This is a genomic window from Achromobacter pestifer, assembly GCF_902859625.1.
In the GTDB taxonomy this organism is placed as follows: Bacteria; Pseudomonadota; Gammaproteobacteria; order Burkholderiales; family Burkholderiaceae_B; genus Achromobacter; species Achromobacter pestifer.
Genome location: NZ_CADIJX010000003.1, coordinates 69367 through 90001 on the forward strand (window position 1 = coordinate 69367; position 20635 = coordinate 90001).

The following is a 20635-nucleotide window of genomic DNA, read 5'->3' on the forward strand; positions in this document are numbered from 1 at the left end:
AACATGACGACTTCCAATAAAAACGCCCCAATTTCGGCGCCCCGCCGGCGGCTGAACTGGAATGACCCCGGCGTGCGCTCCGTGGTCTACCAGGTGCTTGCGCTGGCTGCGGTTGCCTGGGCCGTGTGGTTCCTGGTTTCCAACACGCTTCACAACCTGTCCGTGCGCAACATCGCCACGGGCTTCGGGTTCTTGAACCGTGAGGCCGGGTTCGCGATCGGCGAAACGCCCATCGCCTACACCCCCGCAAACGATTACGGCCGGGCCATCCTGGTCGGCTTGCTGAACACCTTGCGCGTTGCCGTCATCGGCATCGTGGTGGCCACCATTCTTGGCACGCTGATCGGCATCGGCCGCCTGTCCAAGAACTGGCTGGTTGCGAAGATCACTTCGGTGTACGTCGAAGTGATGCGCAACGTGCCGCTGCTGCTCCAACTGTTCTTCTGGTACGCGCTGATCACGGAAAACATGCCGGGTCCGCGCCAGGCGCACAACCCGCTGCCGGGCGTCTTCATTTCCAACCGTGGCTTGAAAGTGCCCGGGCTGGAAGGCAATTCGCTGGACTGGATGCTGGCCGGACTGGGACTGGCCATCGTGGCCATCATCTTCCTGGGCCACTACGGCAAGAAGCGCCATGAGGCCACCGGCCACATGTTCCCGCTGGGCCGTTGGGCGATTGCCCTGTTGATCGGGCTGCCGGTCATCGGCTGGCTGGTCAGCGGCGCGTCGCTGACGCTGGACATGCCGGAACTCAAGGGTTTCAACTTCTCGGGCGGACTGACGCTGTCGCCGGAATTCGCCGCATTGCTGGCGGGGCTGGTGATCTACACGTCGGCGTTCATCGCCGAAGTGGTGCGGTCGGGCATCCAGGCAGTCAATAGCGGCCAGTGGGAAGCCGCCGGGTCGCTGGGACTGCCGCGCGCGAAAGTGCTGCGCCTGGTGATTTTGCCGCAGGCGCTGCGCGTGATCATTCCCCCGATGACCAGCCAGTATCTGAATCTGACGAAGAATAGTTCGCTGGCGGTCGCCATCGGCTATCCGGACATCGTGTCGGTGGTGAACACCACCTTGAACCAGACGGGCCAGGCCATCGAGGGCATTCTCATCATCATGGGCGCGTACCTGACGGTCAGCCTGTCGATCTCGATATTCATGAACTGGTACAACAAGCGCATCGCGCTGGTGGAGCGTTGAGATGAGCAGCACTACGCATACCCCCAGCGAAGGCCTACCGCCGCCCAGCACCCACGTGGGTGCATGGCCCTGGCTCCGGTCTCGCCTGTTCTCGTCGCCGCTGAACATCCTCATCACGGTACTGCTTGCGTGGTTCCTGCTGATGGCGGTGCCGGCGCTGGTCGAATGGGCCTTCATCAAAGCCGATTTCAACGCGGCCAACGCCCAGGAATGCCGGGCCTCGGGGGGCGCCTGCTGGGCGTTCATCATCGAGAAGCACCGGCTGATCCTGTTTGGCACCTATCCTTTCGATGAGCAATGGCGTCCGCTGATCGCCACCGTCATCCTGGTGGCGGTGATCGTATGCAGCGGCATCCGCTACTTCTGGAACTGGAAGCTGGCCGCCATCTGGACGGTGGGCCTGACGGCCGTGGCGCTGTTGATGTGGGGCGGCGTGTTCGGCCTGAGCTACGTGGAAAACGCGCGTTGGGGCGGTTTGCCGCTGACGCTGATCCTGTCCACGTTCGGCATCGCCTTCGCGTTCCCCATCGGCGTGCTGCTGGCCCTGGGCCGGCGCTCGAAGATGCCTGCCATCAAGGCGCTGTGTGTCGTGTACATCGAGCTGATCCGTGGCGTGCCGCTGATCAGCCTGCTCTTCATGTCGTCGGTGATGTTGCCCTTGTTCCTGCCGGAAGGCTTCACCATCGACAAGCTGTTGCGCGCGCAGATCGCCATCATCATGTTCGCGGCGGCCTACATCGCGGAGACGGTGCGCGGTGGTTTGCAAGCCATCCCGAAGGGGCAGTATGAAGGCGCGGATTCGCTGGGCCTGAATTACTGGCAGCAGATGCGCAAGATCATTTTGCCGCAGGCGCTGAAGATCGTGATTCCGCCGTTGGTCAGCATCTTCATCGCGCTGTTCAAGGACACGTCGCTGGTGGTCATCATCGGTATCTTCGACCTGACATTGGCGGCCAAGGCAGCCTTGTCCGATGCGGCATGGCGCGGATTCGGCGTAGAGGCGTATCTGTTCATCTCGCTGATCTACTTCGTGTTCTGCTTTTCCATGTCCAAGTACAGTCAGGCGCTTGAAAAACGTCTTGCGACTGATCACAAACGCTAGCCAATGCCGCGCGTCCGCCGCCAGGCGGGCGCGCACAGCGATATTTACGGGAGTACAGGCATGTCGGATGCCATTATTCGTTTGCAGGACGTGAACAAGTGGTACGGCCAGTTCCACGTGTTGCGCAACATCAACCTGGACGTGGCGCCAGGCGAGCGCATCGTGGTGTGCGGCCCCTCGGGGTCGGGCAAGTCCACCATGATCCGCTGCATCAACCGTTTGGAAGAGCACCAGAAAGGCCACATCATCGTGGACGGCACGGAGCTCACCAATGACCTGAAGCACATCGAGACGATCCGCAAGGACGTTGGCATGGTGTTCCAGCACTTCAACCTGTTCCCGCACCTGACGGTGCTGGAAAACCTGACGCTCGGGCCCATGTGGGTGCTGAAGAAGCCGCGCGCGGAAGCCGAAGCGACGGCCATGAAGTATCTGGAGCGCGTGCGCATCCCTGATCAGGCCAAGAAATTCCCCGGCCAGTTGTCGGGTGGGCAGCAGCAGCGCGTGGCCATTGCGCGGTCCTTGTGCATGAGCCCCAAGATCATGCTGTTTGATGAGCCGACGTCCGCGCTGGACCCGGAAATGGTCAAGGAAGTGCTGGACGTGATGGTGACGCTGGCCCAGGAAAGCGGCATGACGATGATCTGCGTGACCCACGAAATGGGCTTCGCGCGCAAGGTCGCCAACCGTGTGATTTTCATGGATCGTGGCGAGATCATCGAGCAGAACACGCCCGACGAGTTCTTCGATAATCCGCAGAACGAACGGACCCAGCTGTTCTTGAGTCAGATCCTGCACTGATCCCTCCAAGCCGCCTTCGGGCGGTTTTTCTTTGGGCCTCGCAGGCGTCAATCCGGTGAATTCCGGTGGATCGGGGCCGGTATCCCTTTGTTACGCCGATCTGCTCGCTGCGGTATGCTACTGACCGCTATTGATCCAGAGTGAGGAGAAAAACATGATGACCAAAGCCCCCCGCAGCGCCGTCCGCCGCGCCTTGTTGCAAGGCGCCGTGGCGCTTGCCGCCACCTTGCCGTTCGCCGCGCCCGCGCTGGCGCAAGCCACTGATTTCCCGTCCAAGCCGATCCGCTTCGTCGTGCCTTACCCGCCTGGCGGCCCGCTGGACACCATGGCCCGCATGCTGGCTGAAAAGGTGCGTGGTTCGCTCGGCCAGGCCGTGATTGTTGAAAACCGTTCGGGCGCGGGCGGCAATATCGGCGCCGATCTGGTGGCCAAGGCGCCGGCTGATGGCTATACGCTGGTGATGGGCGCGGTGGCCACGCACGCGATCAATCCGTGGCTGTTCGCCAACCTGCCGTATGACCCGGTGAAGGATTTCGCACCGGTCACGATCGTGGCGTCGGTGCCGAATGTGCTGGTGATGAATGTGGAGTTCGCCGAGAAGAACAACATCAAGTCGCTGGCTGATTTGATCGAGTACGCGAAGAAGAATCCGGGCAAGCTGAATTACGGTTCGGGCGGCAACGGCAGCGCGGGCCATCTGTCGGGTGAGTTGTTGAAGGCGCGTGCCGGCATCAGCGTCGAGCACATTCCGTATCAAGGCGCGGCGCCTGCGCAATTGGCTTTGTTGTCGGGCCAGTCGGATTTCATGTTCGACAACCTGGCGGCTTCTGCTCCGTTGATCAAGGACGGCAAGGTCAAGGCGCTGGCCGTCACGACGGCCAAGCGTTCGTCTTTGTTGTCGGATGTGCCGACGGTTGAGGAATCGGGCATCAAGGGCTTTGACCTGGGCACCTGGTTCGGCGTCTTCACCACGGGCGGCACGCCCGCACCGGTGGTGGCGAAGCTGAACAAGGCCTATGCCGACGCGATGCAGCAGCCGGACGTGAAGCAACGTCTGCTGACCATGGGTTCAGAGGCGGGGCCGATGACGCCTGAGGCGTTTGCCGAATTCGTCAAGAACGAGAAGACGAAGTATCAGGAAATCGTCAAGATTTCCGGGGCTAGTTTGAATTGAGTGTGTTGATGGGCGTTGGATTGAGTTCTTCCGCCCATCGCGCCAGGGGCTCGGATCTCTGCCTGTCCTCGTAGGATGGGTGAAGCGCGCTGGGATCGTCACACGTACGCGGACGCCCACCGCGCGCAACCCATCATCTCTGCATCACGCCGGACGATGTTTCTCCGTGCGTTTGACTGAGTTCTTCAGACGCCCGGACGATGTTCCTCTGGCCGTTTGATTGATTTTTTCAGACGCCTCGGACGATGTTCCTCCTGCCGTTTGATTGAGTTCTTCAACCGCCCCGGACGATGTTCCGCTGGCCGTTTGATTGAGTTCTTCAGACGCTCCGGACGATGTTCCTCCTGCCGTTTGATTAAGTTCTTCAACCGCCCGTCGCGTCGGCGGCCTGGGGTGCCCGGGTCAACGACTGCGGCCCGGAGCGTTCGCTCCGGGCTTCCCCTGCGTCATCCTCGTACGCCTTCGGCTCCCTACGGATTCCCTTGGGCTTGCCGACTCCCCGCGCACCCCAGGCCACCGACGCGACGTGCTCCGTCAGCGGCAATCTTGCGTCCGCTGGGGCGAGCCTTGTGCGTAGGGTATTGGTCACCGGTTGCGTGGTGGCGGAAGATCTTTCGATGCCCGCTTCGCGGCGGCCGCGCGGGCGGCCTTGCGCAGCTTACGCGGTGTCTTGCGTCGAGGCGCTGCCCGTCCCTGTAGGATGGGTGTAGCGCGCTGGGATCATCACATATACGCGGACGCCCATCGCGCGCAACCCATCACCTCTGCATCACGCCGGACGATGTTTCTCCGTGGGTTTGATCGATTTCTTCAGACGCCCCGGATGATGTTCCTTTGGCCGTTTTATTGAGTTCTTTAGGCGCCCGCCACGTCGGCGGCCTGGGGTGCCCGGGTCAACGGCTGCGGCCCGGAGCGTTCGCTCCGGGCTTCCCCTGCGTCATCCTCGTACGCCTTCGGCTCCCTACGGATTCCCTTGGGCTTGCCGACTCCCCGCGCACCCCAGGCCACCGACGCGACGTGCTCCGTCAGCGGCAATCTTGCGTCCGCTGGGGCGAGCCTTGTGCGTAGGGTATTGGTCACCGGTTGCGTGGTGGCGGAAGATCTTTCGATGCCCGCTTCGCGGCGGCCGCGCGGGCGGCCTTGCGCAGCTTACGCGGTGTCTTGCGTCGAGGCGCTGCCCGTCCCTGTAGGATGGGTGAAGCGCGCTGGGATCATCACCTGAACACGGACGCCCATCGCGCGCAACCCATCATCCCCGCCATTCTCCACCCGAGGATTATGCTGTGACATCCATGCATTTCACCAAGGCCCCTTCATGAAACTCTCTCCCGCCATTCCCATATTCCGCATCTTCTCGGTGGAGAAGGCGCGCGAGTTCTATCTGGATTACTTGGGGTTCTCATGGGACTGGGAACATCGCTTCGAGGCGGGCTTCCCGTTGTATGCGCAGGTGCATCGAGGGGATCTGGTGCTGCATCTCAGCGAACACCATGGCGATGCCACGCCCGGGTCGGCAATATTCGTGCGGATGCAGGGCGTGGATGCGTATCACGCCGAACTCAGCGCCACGCAATACGGCTATATGCGGCCAGGTATCGAAGACGCGCCTTGGGGACGGGTGCTGGCGGTTACCGATCCGTTCGGCAACCGCCTGAGCTTTTGCGAAAGCCAGGATTAGGCGCTTGCGCCAGCGTCTTGGCTACATCTTGCAGTCGGCCGCATGCACGTCGGTGTGGTCGCGGGCCAGGACTTTCTGGTTCTTGTAGATGAGCTTGCCATCGGGGCCGGCTTCGATGTGCAGCAGGTACCAGTCTTGGACCGGGTGTTGGTTGGGGCCGAACTTGAATTTGCCGCGCACGGTGGGGAAGTCGGCTTTGCGCAAGGCGTTGCGAAAGTCGTCGGCGCGGCCGGTGACGTCACCGTTGACGGCTTTCAGGGCCGAGGCGATCAGGTTTGCGGTGTCGTAGGCCTGTGCGGCATAGGCAGTGGGCGCGCGGTTATAGGCCTTGGTGAAGGCTTCCACGAAGTGCTTGTTCTGGGCGTTGTCCAGGTCTGCGCTCCACAATGAGCTGAGATAGAAGCCTTTGCCCGCAGTACCGGTCGCGGCCAGCATGCGTTCGTCCATCGAGTAGATGGGCGTGATCATCCTGATCTTGTCGGATAGCCCGGAATTGGCGAATTGCTTGGTCAGGTTGATGCCGGCGCCGCCTGGATGGAACTGGAAGATGGCGTCGGGGTTGAGCGATCGAACGCGGGCCAGTTCCACCGAGAAATCGGACTGGTCCAGCTTGGTGTAGATCTCTTCGGCAATTTCGCCTTTGTAGGTGCGCTTGAAGCCAGCCACGGCGTCGCGGCCGGCCTGGTAGTTGGGGGCCATGACGACGACCCGCTTGGCGCCCAGCTCGTTGGCGGCCATGCCGGCAGTGTCGGCGTAAGAGTCGTTCTGGAAGGCGACCGCGAAGTAATTGGGGTTGCAGGCTTTGCCAGCGTAGTTCGACGGGCCGGCGTTCAAGCTGACGTAGAAGCCGCCAGCGTTCAGCACCGTGGGGCCGACGGCCGCCATGACGTTCGAGAAGTTGACGCCCGTGAACAGGCGCACGCCATCCTGCACCATCTTGTCGGCGATCTGCTTGGCGTTGGCGGGTTTGAGTGCATCGTCTTCGACGCGCACGTTGACCGGGACGCCACCCAGCTTGCCTCCGCCTTCCTTCACGGCCAGCATGAAGGCGTCGCGCTCGTCTTCGCCGATGTAGCCGGCGGGCGTGGATAGCGTGCCGATGAATCCGATGTCCACGGGCTTTTGCTGCGCAATCGCCGGGAACGTCGTGCATGCGGCCAGCGCCAGCGTGATTGCGGCGGCGGTACGGTTTGTGATTTTTCTCATGGTTGTCTCCTCCTGTGCCCTGGTTTGTTTACTGCGGGATAGGCCCCGCGAGGCAGTTCTCCACCTTCCAGCCATAGAGCCACTGCAACGCATCGTAGAACTGGGACTGGCTGCGGCCGGTCCACAGCATGTTGCGCACGGTGCGTTCAACGCCGCGTGCGTGATACAGCCGGCCCATCTCGCGGGTGGACCAGACGACGCGCGCGCTGCGTGGAATGCGCACCGATTCATAGCGCCGGAACGCAGCCTCGAGGTCGTGTCCGCATTGGCGCACCGCTTCGCCGAGTGTCACGGCGTCTTCCAGCGCCATGCAGGCGCCTTGGGCCATGTATTGCGTCATGGGATGGGCGGCATCGCCCAGCAGCGTGACCCGGCCTTGGCCCCAATGTTCGACGGGTTCGCGGTCGGCGGTGGCCCAGCGTTTCCAGGATGTGGGGCGGTCCAGCATCTGGTGCGGACGCGGATGGATGCCTTGAAAATACGACAGCACTTCTTCTTTGCTGCCCTCACGCACGCCCCATTCCTCTTGTTCGCGGCTATGGAAGGTGACGACCAGGTTGTATTGCTGGCCGCCGCGCAACGGGTAGTGCACCAGGTGGCAATGCGGGCCAGCCCACAACACGGGTGCATTGATGCGCAGTTCCTCGGGCATGTTGTCGCGTTCGACGACGGCTCGGTAGACCACGTGCCCGGTCACGCGCGCGGGGTCGCCCACGGTACGTTCACGGATCACGGACTTCACGCCATCCGCGCCCACGACGGCATCCGCCCGATAGCGGTTGCCGTGCGTATCCACGACTTCCACGCCTTGTCCGTCTTGCGACATGCTGGCGATCTGGGTGGACGTGCGAAAGCGGATCAGCGGGTTCTGCTGCACGGCTTCCAGGATGGACAGATGGATATCGGCGCGATGGATCACCGCGTACGGGCCGCCAAAGCGTGCGCGGAAGGCGTCGCCGGTGTCGATGCGCACCACTTCCCGGGCGTCGACTGCATCCATCATGATGATGTGGTCGGTGAAGACGGCGCGCGCGCGTGCGGTCTGACCCACGCCCAGCGCATCCAGTGCGGCGAAGGCGTTGGGTCCCAGCTGTATGCCGGCGCCGATCTCGCCGATGTGCGCGGCCTGTTCCAGCAGTTGCACCGCGATGCCTTGCCGAGTCAGCGCCAGCGCGGCGGCCAGGCCGCCGATGCCGCCGCCCACCACGATGACGGAGCGCGTTGCCTGTGTGGCCGTTGAAGATGCATTCATTGTCGTTTCCCGCGTGAACTCATCAGTCCTGGCCGCCCAGGAAGGCGCCTTGTTGCCGTAGTTGGGCTTGCAAGGTTGAAATGGGCAGGTCGGCGGGCGCGATGCCGGCCCGCAGCGCCATTGCCGCCGCGGTGCCAGCGGCTTCGCCCATGACGAAGCAGCTGCCGCTGACGCGCGCGGCCGACTGGCCTTCGTGTGTCATCGAGGCGCAACGCCCCGCCACCAGCACGTTATCCGCGGCGCCTGTGCCGCGCTTGGGCACCATCATGCGGAATGGCAGCTGGTTGTAGCCGCGTGATTCAGGGATGGGCGGCCATATCCATTGCACGTCACCGGCGGTGTGCATTTCCAGCGGCCAGCCGTTGACGCCGATGCTGTCCGTGAAATCGGCGCATCCCAGCACGTGTTCCTTCGTCAGCACGGCTTCGCCTACGATGCGGCGGGTTTCGCGGATGCCCAATTGCGGTGCGATATCCAGGACGTAGGCATTTTCAAAGCCCGGAACTTTGGCCCGCAGGAATGCCAGGTATTGCATGATCTGGCGGCGTCCTTCCAGTTCGCCGGCCGATAGGGATCCGGCGTCAGTGCCGTCCGCGGCGCTACCGTCGATGTTGGCCAGTTGCGTGACGTTGACCCGCCATTCGTAGTCATGCTTTTGTGGACGCACGATGGCGCCTCGGCGCGGGAACGTGAATTCACCGCTGGCTGCCGCCTGGTCCATCAACAGCGGAATGGTCTTCCAGGCTTCCTGGGCGCGTGCGCCGTCCACGTTGCCCACCTTGAACATCAAGGTGGGATAGAGCATGTGGCCGTGCGCATCGCCCTTCTCGAACGGCAAGCCGCCCCATTGCGCGATGTCGGCATCGCCTGAGCAATCGATGAAGACCTTGCCGCGCACGGCGCAGCGGCCAGACTTGGTTTCCAGGAACAACGCATCCACGCGGCCTTGCTCGTCGCGTGCCAGGCCGGTGGCCAGCGCGTGGAACAGTATCTGGGCGCCGCTGTCTTGCACCAGGCCGTCGGCCGCGCATTTGAAGGCCGAGATGTCATAGGCCTGGGCGTGGATCTTGCCCAGGATCAGATGGGGATCATTCAAGCCATCCATGGCGCGCATGCGGCCCAGCAGGTCATCGGTGATGCCGTGGACCACTTGCTGGATGTCGCCGTGGATGTTGGCGTGCAGCCCGCAAAAGTTGGACACGCCAGCCGCCGTGCCCATGCCGCCGAGAAAGCCATAGCGTTCCACCAGCAGCACGCGCGCACCATTGCGCGCGGCGCTGGTGGCCGCCAGCACGCCGGCTGGGCCGCCACCCAGCACCACCACGTCATATTCGCCATACAGCGGGACTTGCCGGGCGGGTTCGTTGATGACCATGTGAATCTCCTTCTTTGGCATGCCTGTCACTGGCCCTTGATGCCCAGCTTCTTGATCAGGGGCGCCCACCGCGTGAGCTCATCGTCCATGTAGGTGCGGAACTCGGCGGGCGTGCTGGCCACCGGGTCCATGAACTGTGCTTGCAATCGCTTGGTGACCTCGGGATCGCGGATGGCCTGGATCAATGCATCGGATAGTTTTTTCTGGATATCGGCCGGCACCTTCGAGGACACCACGAATCCAATCCACGCCGATCCTTCGATGCCCGGCACACCCACTTCGGCCAGCGTCGGAATATCAGGCAGCAGGGCGGAGCGTTTGGACGACGTCACCGCCAACGCCTTCAACCGGCCATCCTTGACCATCGGCATGACAGCGATGGGAGGCAAGGCCGCAAACTGCGTATCGCCCGATAGCAATGACGTCAGCGCGGCGGGCGACGAGGGATAAGGCACATGCGTGGCGCGCGCGCCGATCTGCTGAAGCAGCAGCTCCACGGCCAGGTGCGACACGGTGCCCGCGCCCGGCGACGGGAAGTTGTATTTGTCCGGGTTCCGCTTCAGCGCGTCGAGCAGCTGGTCGACGTTGCCGATCCCGGCGGATGCTGGCACGACGAGCACGTTGGGCTGGTGCACGGCCAGCGTCAGCGGCGACAGGTCGGTGGCCGGCGCATAAGGCAGTTTGTCGAACAGCAGCGTGTTGTTCACCAGCGGGCCGGTGATCGATACGCCAAAGGTGTAGCCGTCAGGTTTGGCGTTGGCGATGGCGAACGTGCCGATATTGCCGCTGGCGCCTGGTTTGTTCTCGATGACGATGGTCTGGCCAAGGATGGCGCCGGCCTTCTCACCGACGATGCGGGCCACCTGATCAGGGCTGGAACCTGGCCCGAAGGGCACGATGGCTTTCAGCGGCTGCGCGGGCCAGGTATCGGCGGCCTGCGCAGCCGCAAGCGGCGTCGTGGCGGCCAGCCCCAAGATCAGGGCGCGTGCCGCCGCATGGCGGACCAGGGCCAGAGGCAAGGACTTAGGCATGCGTGTCTCCCACGTTTTTCATCGTGTCGAAATAGGTTTGTTCGTTGGCGATGAAGGCTGCGACCATCGCCCGGTAGGTGGCGTCCACCACCTGCTCAAGATGGGTGAAGCCCGCGTTATGGCGTTCAGCCAGCGCACGGACCTTGTCGAAGACCTGAGCCTGGCGCGCGGGCGCGCTGACCTGGAAGCTGTCGCGCTTGAAGCGCGCGGCATCCTTCACGTACATGGCGCGTTGGGCGATCAGCCGTACGATCTCGTCGTCCAGCCTGTCGATGTTGGCGCGCACCTCGGCCAGGTTGGCGCATAGGGGACGATAGGCGGGGTCGGTGTATTCGCGCAGGGGGGCGCCGTGGGTATCGGGCTCTTGCATGGGGGTGGGCGTCGTCATTGGATGTAGTCGGGCTGGCGGCTGGGCGCGGCTTGCTGGAATGCGGGCTGCGCGTTGCAGTATTCGTAAACCCGCAAGATGCGGGGATAGGTGGACAGGTCGCAGCCCATGCGTTGTGCGTTGGCCACTTGCGGCACCAGGCAGCAGTCGGCAAGCGAAGGGGCATCGCCAAAGCAGTACGGGCCGTGCCCATGGCGGGCCAGCAGTTCCTCGACTGCGGTCAGTCCTTCTTTTATCCAGTGCTGGTACCAGGCGTTCTTCTGCTCATCGCTGGCGCGCAGCACGTCTTGCAGATAACGCAGAATGCGCATGTTGTTGACGGGATGGATGTCGCAGGAGATGGCGTCGGACAGCTCCAGAACACGGGCGCGCGCCAGCGTTTCGGCAGGGATCAGGCGGGGTTCGGGGTGGGTGGCATCCAGGTAGTCGATGATGGCAAGCGACTGCGACAACTGGGTGTCGCCATCAACCAGCAACGGTACGCCCGCCGACGGATTCTTGGCGACGTAGTCCGTGGCGCGCTGTTCCTGCTTGCGCAGGTTCACGGGCAGGTATTCGTAGGGCAGTCCCTTGAGCGCCAGCGCAATGCGTACGCGGTAGGACGTGGAACTGTTGAAGAAGCTGTGGAGTTGCATGCGGGTTTCCTGGTCAGACCATCCGCACGCTTAGCGTGCCCAGGCCGTCGACGCTGCCTGTCATGATGTCGCCGCGTACCACCGGGCCCACGCCTTCGGGCGTGCCGGTGTAGATCAGGTCACCCGGTTCCAGGCGGAAGTACTTCGACAGATAGGCGACGGTTTCAGCCACGGACCAGATCAGCTTGCCGATGTCGCTGCGTTGCTTGTCGGCGCCGTTGACTTGCAGCCAGATGGCGGCCTGCCCGATGCCCTCCACCGATGCCGCCGGATGCAATGGGCCGATGGGTGCGCTCTGGTCAAAGGCCTTGCCCAATTCCCAGGGGCGGCCGGCTTCGCGCATCTTCATCTGCAAGTCGCGGCGCGTCATGTCCAGGCCCACGGCGTAGCCCCAGACATGTTGCAGCGCCTGGTCCACGGGGATGTTGGCACCGCCCTTGCCAATGGCGGCAACCAGTTCAATCTCGTAATGCAGATTGGCGGTCTCGGGCGGATACGGCAGGTCCAGCGTATGGCCCTGCGCCACCGGCACGACCGCGTCGGCGGGCTTGCAGAAGAAGAAGGGCGGCTCACGGTCGGGGTCGAATCCCATCTCGCGGGCGTGAGCGGCATAGTTGCGGCCGACACAGTAGACGCGGCGCACGGGAAAGCTGTCCTGGCTGCCGGCGATGGGCACGGCAACGGGAGCGGCGGGAGCAAACACAAAAGACATGGATCACCCTTGAGGCATGGAGGAGAGAGAAAGCGGGGTGCGGAACGCCGCGGCTGAATCAAGCGATGCGTTCTTCGCGCCACAAGCCCAGCGCATCCTGCACCGGGCGGTCGGAATAGCTGAACAGGGTGACGTCGTCCAGCGCGGCCAGTTGCACGGGCAGCCAGGATGGAGCGACGAACACGTCACGCGGGGCGAAGTGGAATTCCTGGTCGCCGATGCGGGCGGTGCCACGGCCTTCCACCACGCTGTAGACCGTGGAGTCGGTGCCGCGGTAGGCCTTGCCTTGGAACCCTGCGGGCAGCAGTTGCATGAACGTGGCCATGGTCGGCATCGGGTAACCGCCCGTGGCCGGGTTCAGGTAGCGCAGTTTCACGCCGTCCCAGGGATCCAGTTCGCCATGCCGGTACAGCGCGTCCAGCGCTTCGCGGCTGCGTTCGTAGGGGTAGTTGAAGATGGGCGAGGTGCCGCTTGTGGCCTGATGGCGCACGGGCGCCATGTTGTGGCCGAAGCGCGCCATGCTGTCACCTTCGGGGCGCGTGACGGGCTGGGTGGCTTGCGGATAGTTTTCCGCGAAGCCGGCATCCAGGAACCGCAGCAGCGGGATATCCAGGCCGTCCAGCCAGACGACGGGTTCGCCGCCCTCGGCGGTTTCGGCGTTGCCGTGGTCATGCCAGGTCCAGGACGGCGTGATGATGAAGTCGCCTGGATGCATGGTGGTGCGTTCGCCGTTCACGGAGGTAAAGGCGCCGCGGCCTTCGACGATGAAGCGCAATGCTGATTGTGTGTGGCGGTGGCTGGGCGCGATCTCGCCGGGCAGAATCAGTTGCAGGCCGGCGTACAGGCTTTGCGTGATGCTGGCCTGTCCAGGCAGGCCGGGGTTCTCCAGGATGAGCACGCGCCGCACGGCTTCTTCCGCGGTAATGAGCGAGCCGGACGCCATGACGTCGTCGCGCACGTCGTCATACTTCCAGATGGCGGGGAGGCAGCGTGGGGCGGGCTGGCGCGGCACCAGGTTATGCAGCGATTCCCACAAAGGGGACATGTGCTTCTTGGCGATGCGCGCGTAATAAGCAGCGCGTTCCGCGCCGTTGTGATGGCTGTCGGGCATGGTTGTCTCCGGTCTGTCCGACTGGTGCCGGCTTCTACGGGTTGGCCGCCGCGTGGGTCGCGGCTGGTCCTGATATGGAGACGATTATGCGTAAGCAGCTATGTGTTTTGAAATGAAATTATCTTATTATCCATACGAATAAGAATATACATACGAGACAAACCTCCCAGAGGAGGGCCTGCATGGACTGGACCCACCGCCTGCGCCTGCGCAATCTGAAGATGTTGCTCAGCCTTGCCCAGACGCGCAACATCAGCCATTCGGCTGCGATGCTCAACACCACGCAGCCCGGCCTGTCGAAGTGGTTGAAAGACCTGGAAGACGACATCGGGCTGCCATTGTTTGAACGTCATGCGCGCGGCCTGCGTCCCACGCCGCACGGCGATGTGCTGATTGCGCACGCCCAGCGCGTGGAGGCGCAGTTGGACCGCGCCAGCGCCGATATGGCCGCGCTGCGTGAAGGCGGCGGCGGGCGCGTGGTGATCGGCGCCTCGGGCGCGTCGGCCTCCGATACGGTGCCGCTGGCGGTGCTGAAGCTGCTGGAGCGCATGCCGCAGGCCCGCGTGAAACTGGTGGAAGGCACGACTGACCGCCTGCTGGCGCAACTGGCGCAAGGCGATCTGGACATCGTGGTGGGCCGGTCGGCGCCCGAGCACCACGACCCCGCCATCCGTTTCGAGGCGCTGTATCTGGAACCGATTCAATTGGTGGCGCGTCCGCGCCATCCGCTGTTCGCGATCGAGCGGCCGACGTGGCCGGACCTGCTGTCGTACCGGTGGATTCTGTGGCCCAAGGGCACACCCATCCGCAATGCGGTGGATGCCGCGCTGGCGGCCGCAGGGCAGGCGCCGCCGGCGGATCACGTGGAGTCGAACTCGGTCACGATCAATCTCACGCTGATCAACAACAGCGACATGATCGGCGTGGCATCGCACCGCGCGGCGTTGCGGTTTTCGCAAATGCGGGCGATGCGGATCATCCCGGTGCGGCTATCGGGGTTCGGGTCGGTGACGATGTACTGGCGCGAAGATGCGTTTCGGCCGATGGCGGTGCAGGAAGCGATGGCGGCGCTTCGGAGCACGGTGGCGGAACACGCGCCGGGCGCGGCGAGAGTGTGATGCGTGCTTCCGGCGCCGGCCTGAATGCGTTGATCGCGCAGTGCCGCAGGTTGGAGGCGGCGTTGGCCGGAGAAACCGATCCCGCAGTGTCCGCGGCGATGCATCGCTTTGTGGCGGACATGGATGCCCCGCGCGCACCGCCCGGGATGTGGTCACCCTTGGCGCTGGCCGTGTTGGTGATGGCCGGCGGGCTGGGGATGGGCATCGAGGTGCTGAGTTTGCTGTTGCCCACTGCTGGTGCGGCCTGGGCGGCGTTCGCGCTGGTGGCAGTTTGCGCGGCGACGGCGCTGGCGTTGGCGATAGGGGTGGTGATGTTCATGGCCGGGCGCGCGGCGGGGTTGTTGGTGCTGAAGTGGCTGGCGCTGGGCTTGGTGGGGGCCGGTGGGGCGGGTGTGTTGGCGTGGATGCTGGGGGATGTGCGGGCCGTGGGCCCCGTCGTGGCGGTGTTGGCGGGGTTAGGGGCTTGGCTTGTGCTGAATAGCGGCGGGTTCTATGTGTTTGCGGGGTATCAGATGGCGCGCAGGTTCATGGGTAAGGGCCGATGAGCGCGATGAGCGCCTTACGGCGCTTGCTACTGGCCAGGCAACGGCGGAATATCTTGCGGTGGCCGCCCCATGAAGGCTGAGTCGCGCGGGGCCGCGCGCTCGGCCAAAAACCGGCCAGGCGGCTTGCCCGCGGCTTTCTTGAACATCGTCACGAAGGCGCTGGCGCTGTCGTAGCCTAGCTCGTAGGCCACGGTCTGCACCGACAGCCCAGACGTCAGCCGCTGCAGGCCCGCGATGACATGCCATTGCCTGCGCCAGCGGCCCACGCTCATTCCGGTCTGTTGCCGGAACAAACGGCTCATGCTGCGTTCGCTCATGCCGATGCGGGCTGCCCACTGGTGCAGCGTGGCGGAATCAGCCGGATCGGCAAGCATGGCGTCGGCCAACTTCAGCAGTCGCGCGTCCGACGGCCGAGGCAGATGCAATTGCTCGATCGGCGCAGCCGCCAATTCGTCCAACAGTACGGTCATGATCCGGCCGTCGGCGCCTTGCGCGTCATACCGCCTGGGCAGTTGGCTGGCCCGGTCGATCAACGCTTGCAACAACAATGAAACCGCGACGCTGCAACACCGCTCCGGCAGGCCGGGAGCGGCGTCCGGCTCGACAAATAGCGCATAGCCGCGGACTTGTCCCGATGGCTTGGCGCGATGGCTGATGCCGCCAGGGATCCATACGGCACATCCCGGTGGAATCATCCAGACGCCCTGCTCAGTTTCGCAAGTGATGATGCCCGAGACCGTGTAGAGCAGTTGCGCTTTGCGGTGGCGATGAGGCGAATATTCACGCCCCTCCGTCACCAGGGAAATACTGGCCGCCACAACCGGTCGGTCAATCTGATGAGGCTCGGGATCAAGGTAGGCGGGGGCGTATTCCATAAAGCCACAGGCAGGAACGGGACGAAGCGGCGGTAGGTCACGATACGGTATATCCGGGTTGGCGTCATTGGTGAAAAGAGCCAATTCGTTTATCGATCCAGCCATTTATGTAAGTGGCCGGATCGATCAATGAATTGGCCATTTTTTGGAATGACGCCATTCGGAATGGGCAAGAGAATGCCTGTACCCGCCAGCCTGGTCGATGTTCCGAATCGCCGGCGCGGCGGCGTCATCCTCAACCTTTCCGCAACGGCCGGCATCCGTCTCTGGACGCCAGGCTGCGCGCTTCGCCCGTCAAATGATCCGCTTTCCGATTTCACGCCCCGCCGGCATCCTCCTTGGCCTGATGCTGACAGGCTGCGCCGTGGGGCCGGGATTTCATCCCCCCTCAGACCAGCTCATTACCGCAAATCTGCAACCGCGTGACGCGAACGTGCTTTCCTCCAGGTTGGAGCGCGAATCCGTGCCTGTTGCTTGGTGGGATCTGCTCGAAGATCCGATGCTGGCCAGTTTGCAACGCCGGGCCGCACAAACCAATCTGGACTTGCAGGCCGCCGCCTCGCGCGTCGCTCAAAGCCGGGCGCGACTGGGTGTCGCGGATGCACGGCTGCTGCCGCGGGTGGGCGCCAGAGCCGGCTATGCACGCGAGGCCGACAGTGCGAACGGCAAGATGGCTGCACTGGGGGCGCCAACCGATTCCTACGAATACTGGCAAGCCGGTTTCGAGACCGCCTGGGAAATCGATCTCTGGGGCCATGCGCGCAAGTTGCGGGAGCAGGCCGGGGCCGACATGGCGGCCGCCTGGTATGACTTGGAGGCGGCGCGTGTCGCCATGGCCACCGAGATTGCGCGCCACTACCTGCAACTGCGCGGTACGCAGGCTCAACTCGATATTGCCCGGCAGAATGAGCAGATCGCGGAGCACGCCCTGCGCTTGGCTGAAAGCCGCCGGCGCAATGGCATCGCCACGCATTTCGATACCGCCGCCGCCAACGCGCAGTTGGCGACGGTGCGCGCGCTGCAACCCGAATTGGCAAGGGAGCGTGATGCGCACATGAATGCACTGGCCTTGCTATTGGGCTTGGCGCCGCGCGAGCTGGACATCGAGCTTGGGCCCGTGCATGCGCTTCCAAGTCCGCCAAAAGTCGTGCCGGTGGGTTTGCCGTCTGAATTGGCGCGGCGCCGTCCCGACATCCAGCGTGCCCAGGCGCGTCTACAGGCGGCCACGGCCGCCGTCGGAGCGGCTGACGCCGATTTCTATCCCCGACTGACGCTCGGAGGCCGTCTGGGTGTCGAGGCTTTTCAAGGCAGTGACCTGGGCAACTGGGCGTCGCGGCAGTTCTCCGTGGGACCGACGCTGTATCTGCCGATCTTCGAAGGCGGCAGGCTGCGCAGCACCTTGGCGTTGACAGAGGCCCGCCAACAGGAAGCCGCCATCGACTTCCAGCAGACCGTGCTGCATGCCTGGCACGAAGTCGATGATGCGCTCAACGCCTGGGCGGCGGAACAGCGCCATCACGTCGAACTGCAACGCGCCTTCGACCACAATCGCCTTGCGTTGCAGGCTTCCGAGCGGGCATACGAGCAGGGCGCCGCCGACTACCTTCCTGTTCTGATCGCGCAGCGCATCTTGCTCGACAGCCAGTTGGCGCTGACTGACAGTTCGACCCAATCGACGCTAACGATCGTGGCTTTGTATAAGGCATTGGGAGGCGGCTGGGACCCCTCCGCGTTTTCCGTTCCCTCGCAGGGCGACGGCGGGGCCCGGCTATGAGCGCCCATGCCGCCCCGGCCGTGGGCCACGAGCGCCGTGCCCGGCCTCTGGTCGCGTTGACCGGTATCTTCCTTGCCGCCATGACTGCCGGCCTGAACAATCGGGTCGGTGCCCTGGCGCTGGCGGACATCCGCGGCGCCCTGGGCCAGGGGCTGGACGATGCCTCCTGGCTCGGCACGGTCTATACCGCGGGCGAACTCGTCGCCATGCCTTTCGCCTCATGGTTTGCCATCACGCTGTCGTTGCGCCGTTTTCATCTGGGCATGGTCGGACTTTGCGCATTGATTGCCCTGGTCCTGCCGTTCATTCACAGCTTGCCTCTGCTGTTGGCGTTGCGTGGCCTGCAAGGCCTGGCTGGCGGAGCGCTTATCCCGGTACTGATGATGGCCGCATTGAAGTTCCTGCCGCCGCCGGTCAGGCTGCACGGCCTGGCGCTTTATGCGATGACCGCCACCTTTGCGCCAAACGTGGCGATCTGGCTGGCAGGCCTTTGGACCGACACGTTGACAGACCTGCGCCTGGTCTACTGGCAAGCGATCCCCATGCTGCTGCTTGCCGGCACGCTGGTGGGATGGGGCCTGCCCGACGCTCCGTCCCAGGCTGAACGCTTCAGGCGCGCGAACTGGCCCGGCATGGCCCTGGGATCCATCGGCCTGACTCTGATCACCGTCGCGCTGGACCAAGGGGTGCGGCTGGACTGGTTCGAATCGCGGCTGATCACGGGTTCGCTTGCGGTGGGTCTTGTGTTCACCGGCGCCTACCTCGTCAGCGAGTGGCGCCATCCCGAGCCATTCATCAATCTTCGCTTGCTGGGACGCCGCAATCTGGGACTTGGATTTGCCGTGTTCGTGGGCCTGTTGATTGTGATGCTATCCGGCTCTTCGGTGCCGGCCGCCTATCTCGGTCGCGTCTGGGGATACCGCGCGCTGCAAAGCGCGCCTATCGGCTTGATCATCGGCTTGCCGCAATTGCTGCTCGGCCCTTGCGTTGCCGCGTTGTTGTATCGCAAGTGGGTCGACGCGCGCATCGTATTCGCATTGGGGCTGGGGCTGATTGCCTTGTCGTGCCTGTTCGGTTCGCGCCTGACCTCGGACTGGATTTGGGAGCAGTTCGTTCTTGTCCAGATACTGCAAGCGCTGGGTCAGCCCATGGCCGTCGTGTCTCTGCTGTTTCTGGCGACCAGCGTGGTGAAACCTCCCGAAGGGCCATACGTGTCGGGCACCATCAACGCGCTGCGGGTCTTCGGTACGTTGGTCGGCAGTGCGGGAGTGGGTCAGATCACGGTGTTGCGCGAACGATTCCATGCGGACGCATTGCTGGACTCCCCAGGGCTTCTCCACGGGAGCTGGACGCATTTGATCGGACCTGACCAGGTAGCGTCGGCCCTGCATGAACAAGCCTTTGTTCTGGCGACATCCGACGTCTATCTATTGCTGGGTCTGCTGGCCCTTCTGATGATTCCTTTGGTGTTGCGCCTCCAGTACATACCGGCGCCGCAACCCGTCTCTTCTTCCTCTCACGGATAATCCAATGCCATTACCCAAGATCGGCAAGACCGCCGTCGGCGCCTTGCTTGCCATTACCGTCATCGCAGCACTCTTCCATATCAATCGCCCGGAAAGCGCGTCGAACTTCCAGTCGACGAACAACGCATATGTCCGCGCCGACTACACGCAGGTATCGCCCCAGGTTTCAGGCCGCATTGCCCAGGTCCTGGTCGAGGAAAATCAACGAGTGACATCGGGTCAGGTCCTGGCCCTGATCGATGATCGTGATTTCGTCATTGCGCTTGAACACGCCCGCGCCAGGATCCTGAGCGCACAAGCCGTCATCGATAGCCTGTCAGCCCAATCGGCCCGTCAGGAAAGCGAGATATCGAGGGCTGAGGCCACCGTTACCGCCGACCGGGCGGCCTTGAGACTCGCGCAGGCGGAGCTGGCGCGGTACCGCAACCTGGCGGCGGACGGATCCGGCACCGTACAGGCTTTGCAGCAGGCGCAAGCGCAAGCGACCATCCACGGCGCCAACCTTGAAAAAGACCGAGCCGCCCATCAGGCCGCGCTGCGCCAACTCGACATCTATCGCGCCGAATCGCGTAAAGCCCAGGCCACGCTGGCGCAGATGAAGGCGGAAGAGGCCTCTGCGGAACTGAACCTGTCCTATACCCGTATCGTTGCGCCGATCGCTGGCTCTGTCGGCCAGCGTGCATTGCGGGTAGGCGCGTTTGTCGCCACGGGCAAACCCGTTGCCGCGATCGTGCCGCTGGATGAGGTCTATATCGAGGCTAATTACCGCGAAACTCAGCTGGCCCGCGTCCGCCTGGGACAACCGGTCAAGATCAGCGTCGACGCCTTGCCCGGCGTCACGCTGCACGGCAGCGTGGATAGCCTGGCTCCAGCCAGCAATGCTAGTTATGCACCGCTGGGCCCGCAAAATGCCACGGGCAACTTCACCAAGATCGTCCAGCGTCTGACGGCCCGGATACGCCTGGACCCCAATCAGCCGGACGCTGCGCGCCTTCGGGTTGGCATGTCGGTGGAACCGGAGATAGACGTGTCCGCAGATGGCGTCGGCTCGTCTGGCAACGGGAAGGTGGCTTTGAAGAGTGACTGAGGCCCGGCGCGTCAGACATTGGGTAGGTCCCCGTTGTCCAACGCGCTGTGA

At 63.7% G+C, this 20635-nt stretch carries 19 protein-coding genes; 10 read left to right on the forward strand and 9 right to left on the reverse strand.

Annotated features, from left to right (window positions below):
* Positions 1-3: 3 nt before the first annotated feature.
* From HV753_RS12065 to HV753_RS12085, 5 genes are all read left to right on the forward strand, one after another.
* Positions 4-1194, forward strand: a complete 1191-nt coding sequence (locus HV753_RS12065) for an amino acid ABC transporter permease (protein WP_175174735.1) — start codon at positions 4-6, stop codon at positions 1192-1194.
* 1 nt (position 1195) lies between these two features.
* A complete protein-coding gene (locus HV753_RS12070; RefSeq protein WP_175174736.1) occupies positions 1196-2296 on the forward strand; it encodes an amino acid ABC transporter permease in 1101 nt (366 codons plus the stop codon).
* Positions 2297-2356: 60 nt separating this feature from the next.
* The gene (locus HV753_RS12075; RefSeq protein ID WP_006216008.1) at positions 2357-3097 is read left to right on the forward strand and encodes an amino acid ABC transporter ATP-binding protein; all 741 of its coding nucleotides are present in this window, start codon (positions 2357-2359) and stop codon (positions 3095-3097) included.
* Positions 3098-3254: 157 nt separating this feature from the next.
* Positions 3255-4271 carry a Bug family tripartite tricarboxylate transporter substrate binding protein gene (locus HV753_RS12080; protein WP_175175424.1) on the forward strand — a complete coding sequence of 339 codons (1017 nt, stop codon included), beginning with the start codon at positions 3255-3257 and terminating at the stop codon, positions 4269-4271.
* A gap of 1315 nt (positions 4272-5586) precedes the next feature.
* A complete protein-coding gene (locus tag HV753_RS12085; protein ID WP_175174737.1) occupies positions 5587-5949 on the forward strand; it encodes a glyoxalase superfamily protein in 363 nt (120 codons plus the stop codon).
* Between the two features lie 21 nt (positions 5950-5970).
* Here the strand turns inward: HV753_RS12085 and HV753_RS12090 are convergent, their stop codons facing one another.
* The 8 genes from HV753_RS12090 to gtdA are packed head-to-tail and all read right to left on the reverse strand — an operon-like array spanning position 5971 to position 13659.
* Positions 5971-7155: an ABC transporter substrate-binding protein gene (locus tag HV753_RS12090; RefSeq protein ID WP_175174738.1), complete on the reverse strand. Its 1185-nt coding sequence runs from the start codon at positions 7153-7155 to the stop codon at positions 5971-5973.
* A gap of 28 nt (positions 7156-7183) precedes the next feature.
* Positions 7184-8407, reverse strand: coding sequence for a 3-hydroxybenzoate 6-monooxygenase (locus tag HV753_RS12095; protein ID WP_175174739.1), 1224 nt, complete (start codon positions 8405-8407; stop codon positions 7184-7186).
* A gap of 22 nt (positions 8408-8429) precedes the next feature.
* A complete protein-coding gene (locus tag HV753_RS12100) occupies positions 8430-9782 on the reverse strand; it encodes an FAD-dependent oxidoreductase (RefSeq protein ID WP_175174740.1) in 1353 nt (450 codons plus the stop codon).
* 26 nt (positions 9783-9808) lie between these two features.
* The gene (locus tag HV753_RS12105; protein WP_175174741.1) at positions 9809-10813 is read right to left on the reverse strand and encodes a Bug family tripartite tricarboxylate transporter substrate binding protein; all 1005 of its coding nucleotides are present in this window, start codon (positions 10811-10813) and stop codon (positions 9809-9811) included.
* Complete coding sequence (locus HV753_RS12110; protein ID WP_175174742.1) at positions 10806-11201, reverse strand: chorismate mutase; 396 nt, start codon at positions 11199-11201, stop codon at positions 10806-10808. The genes HV753_RS12105 and HV753_RS12110 overlap by 8 nt, the downstream gene beginning before the upstream one ends.
* The gene (maiA, locus tag HV753_RS12115) at positions 11198-11836 is read right to left on the reverse strand and encodes a maleylacetoacetate isomerase (RefSeq protein ID WP_175174743.1); all 639 of its coding nucleotides are present in this window, start codon (positions 11834-11836) and stop codon (positions 11198-11200) included. Before maiA ends, HV753_RS12110 begins: the two co-directional genes overlap by 4 nt.
* A gap of 13 nt (positions 11837-11849) precedes the next feature.
* On the reverse strand, positions 11850-12548 hold the full coding sequence (locus HV753_RS12120) for a fumarylacetoacetate hydrolase family protein (protein WP_175174744.1): 699 nt from the start codon (positions 12546-12548) through the stop codon (positions 11850-11852).
* A 58-nt stretch (positions 12549-12606) separates the two neighbouring features.
* A complete protein-coding gene (gtdA, locus tag HV753_RS12125; RefSeq protein WP_175174745.1) occupies positions 12607-13659 on the reverse strand; it encodes a gentisate 1,2-dioxygenase in 1053 nt (350 codons plus the stop codon).
* A 182-nt stretch (positions 13660-13841) separates the two neighbouring features.
* Between gtdA and HV753_RS12130 the strand changes: the two genes are divergently transcribed.
* Both HV753_RS12130 and HV753_RS12135 read left to right on the forward strand, forming a co-directional pair.
* On the forward strand, positions 13842-14777 hold the full coding sequence (locus tag HV753_RS12130; protein ID WP_175174746.1) for a LysR family transcriptional regulator: 936 nt from the start codon (positions 13842-13844) through the stop codon (positions 14775-14777).
* Complete coding sequence (locus HV753_RS12135) at positions 14777-15322, forward strand: hypothetical protein (RefSeq protein ID WP_175174747.1); 546 nt, start codon at positions 14777-14779, stop codon at positions 15320-15322. Before HV753_RS12130 ends, HV753_RS12135 begins: the two co-directional genes overlap by 1 nt.
* A 26-nt stretch (positions 15323-15348) precedes the next feature.
* Here the strand turns inward: HV753_RS12135 and HV753_RS12140 are convergent, their stop codons facing one another.
* The gene (locus HV753_RS12140) at positions 15349-16197 is read right to left on the reverse strand and encodes an AraC family transcriptional regulator (protein ID WP_175174748.1); all 849 of its coding nucleotides are present in this window, start codon (positions 16195-16197) and stop codon (positions 15349-15351) included.
* A gap of 346 nt (positions 16198-16543) precedes the next feature.
* Here HV753_RS12140 and HV753_RS12145 point away from each other — a divergent pair, with 346 nt between their 5' ends.
* The 3 genes from HV753_RS12145 to HV753_RS12155 are packed head-to-tail and all read left to right on the forward strand — an operon-like array spanning position 16544 to position 20584.
* Positions 16544-17971, forward strand: a complete 1428-nt coding sequence (locus tag HV753_RS12145; RefSeq protein ID WP_217481474.1) for an efflux transporter outer membrane subunit — start codon at positions 16544-16546, stop codon at positions 17969-17971.
* On the forward strand, positions 17968-19497 hold the full coding sequence (locus HV753_RS12150; protein ID WP_175174750.1) for an MFS transporter: 1530 nt from the start codon (positions 17968-17970) through the stop codon (positions 19495-19497). Before HV753_RS12145 ends, HV753_RS12150 begins: the two co-directional genes overlap by 4 nt.
* A gap of 4 nt (positions 19498-19501) precedes the next feature.
* Positions 19502-20584: an HlyD family secretion protein gene (locus tag HV753_RS12155; RefSeq protein ID WP_175174751.1), complete on the forward strand. Its 1083-nt coding sequence runs from the start codon at positions 19502-19504 to the stop codon at positions 20582-20584.
* Positions 20585-20635 lie beyond the last annotated feature (51 nt).

What these genes read in the sequence shown, in the direction of transcription:
- HV753_RS12120 (WP_175174744.1), bottom strand. Translation starts at nt 12,548, where the DNA reads ATGTCTTTTGTGTTTGCTCCCGCCGCTCCCGTTGCCGTGCCCATCGCC.
- gtdA (WP_175174745.1), bottom strand. Translation starts at nt 13,659, where the DNA reads ATGCCCGACAGCCATCACAACGGCGCGGAACGCGCTGCTTATTACGCG.
- HV753_RS12070 (WP_175174736.1), top strand. Translation starts at nt 1,196, where the DNA reads ATGAGCAGCACTACGCATACCCCCAGCGAAGGCCTACCGCCGCCCAGC.
- HV753_RS12130 (WP_175174746.1), top strand. Translation starts at nt 13,842, where the DNA reads ATGGACTGGACCCACCGCCTGCGCCTGCGCAATCTGAAGATGTTGCTC.
- HV753_RS12155 (WP_175174751.1), top strand. Translation starts at nt 19,502, where the DNA reads ATGCCATTACCCAAGATCGGCAAGACCGCCGTCGGCGCCTTGCTTGCC.
- HV753_RS12150 (WP_175174750.1), top strand. Translation starts at nt 17,968, where the DNA reads ATGAGCGCCCATGCCGCCCCGGCCGTGGGCCACGAGCGCCGTGCCCGG.
- HV753_RS12140 (WP_175174748.1), bottom strand. Translation starts at nt 16,197, where the DNA reads ATGGAATACGCCCCCGCCTACCTTGATCCCGAGCCTCATCAGATTGAC.
- HV753_RS12145 (WP_217481474.1), top strand. Translation starts at nt 16,544, where the DNA reads ATGCTGACAGGCTGCGCCGTGGGGCCGGGATTTCATCCCCCCTCAGAC.
- HV753_RS12090 (WP_175174738.1), bottom strand. Translation starts at nt 7,155, where the DNA reads ATGAGAAAAATCACAAACCGTACCGCCGCCGCAATCACGCTGGCGCTG.
- HV753_RS12105 (WP_175174741.1), bottom strand. Translation starts at nt 10,813, where the DNA reads ATGCCTAAGTCCTTGCCTCTGGCCCTGGTCCGCCATGCGGCGGCACGC.
- maiA (WP_175174743.1), bottom strand. Translation starts at nt 11,836, where the DNA reads ATGCAACTCCACAGCTTCTTCAACAGTTCCACGTCCTACCGCGTACGC.
- HV753_RS12110 (WP_175174742.1), bottom strand. Translation starts at nt 11,201, where the DNA reads ATGACGACGCCCACCCCCATGCAAGAGCCCGATACCCACGGCGCCCCC.
- HV753_RS12135 (WP_175174747.1), top strand. Translation starts at nt 14,777, where the DNA reads ATGCGTGCTTCCGGCGCCGGCCTGAATGCGTTGATCGCGCAGTGCCGC.
- HV753_RS12095 (WP_175174739.1), bottom strand. Translation starts at nt 8,407, where the DNA reads ATGAATGCATCTTCAACGGCCACACAGGCAACGCGCTCCGTCATCGTG.
- HV753_RS12085 (WP_175174737.1), top strand. Translation starts at nt 5,587, where the DNA reads ATGAAACTCTCTCCCGCCATTCCCATATTCCGCATCTTCTCGGTGGAG.
- HV753_RS12100 (WP_175174740.1), bottom strand. Translation starts at nt 9,782, where the DNA reads ATGGTCATCAACGAACCCGCCCGGCAAGTCCCGCTGTATGGCGAATAT.
- HV753_RS12065 (WP_175174735.1), top strand. Translation starts at nt 4, where the DNA reads ATGACGACTTCCAATAAAAACGCCCCAATTTCGGCGCCCCGCCGGCGG.
- HV753_RS12080 (WP_175175424.1), top strand. Translation starts at nt 3,255, where the DNA reads ATGACCAAAGCCCCCCGCAGCGCCGTCCGCCGCGCCTTGTTGCAAGGC.
- HV753_RS12075 (WP_006216008.1), top strand. Translation starts at nt 2,357, where the DNA reads ATGTCGGATGCCATTATTCGTTTGCAGGACGTGAACAAGTGGTACGGC.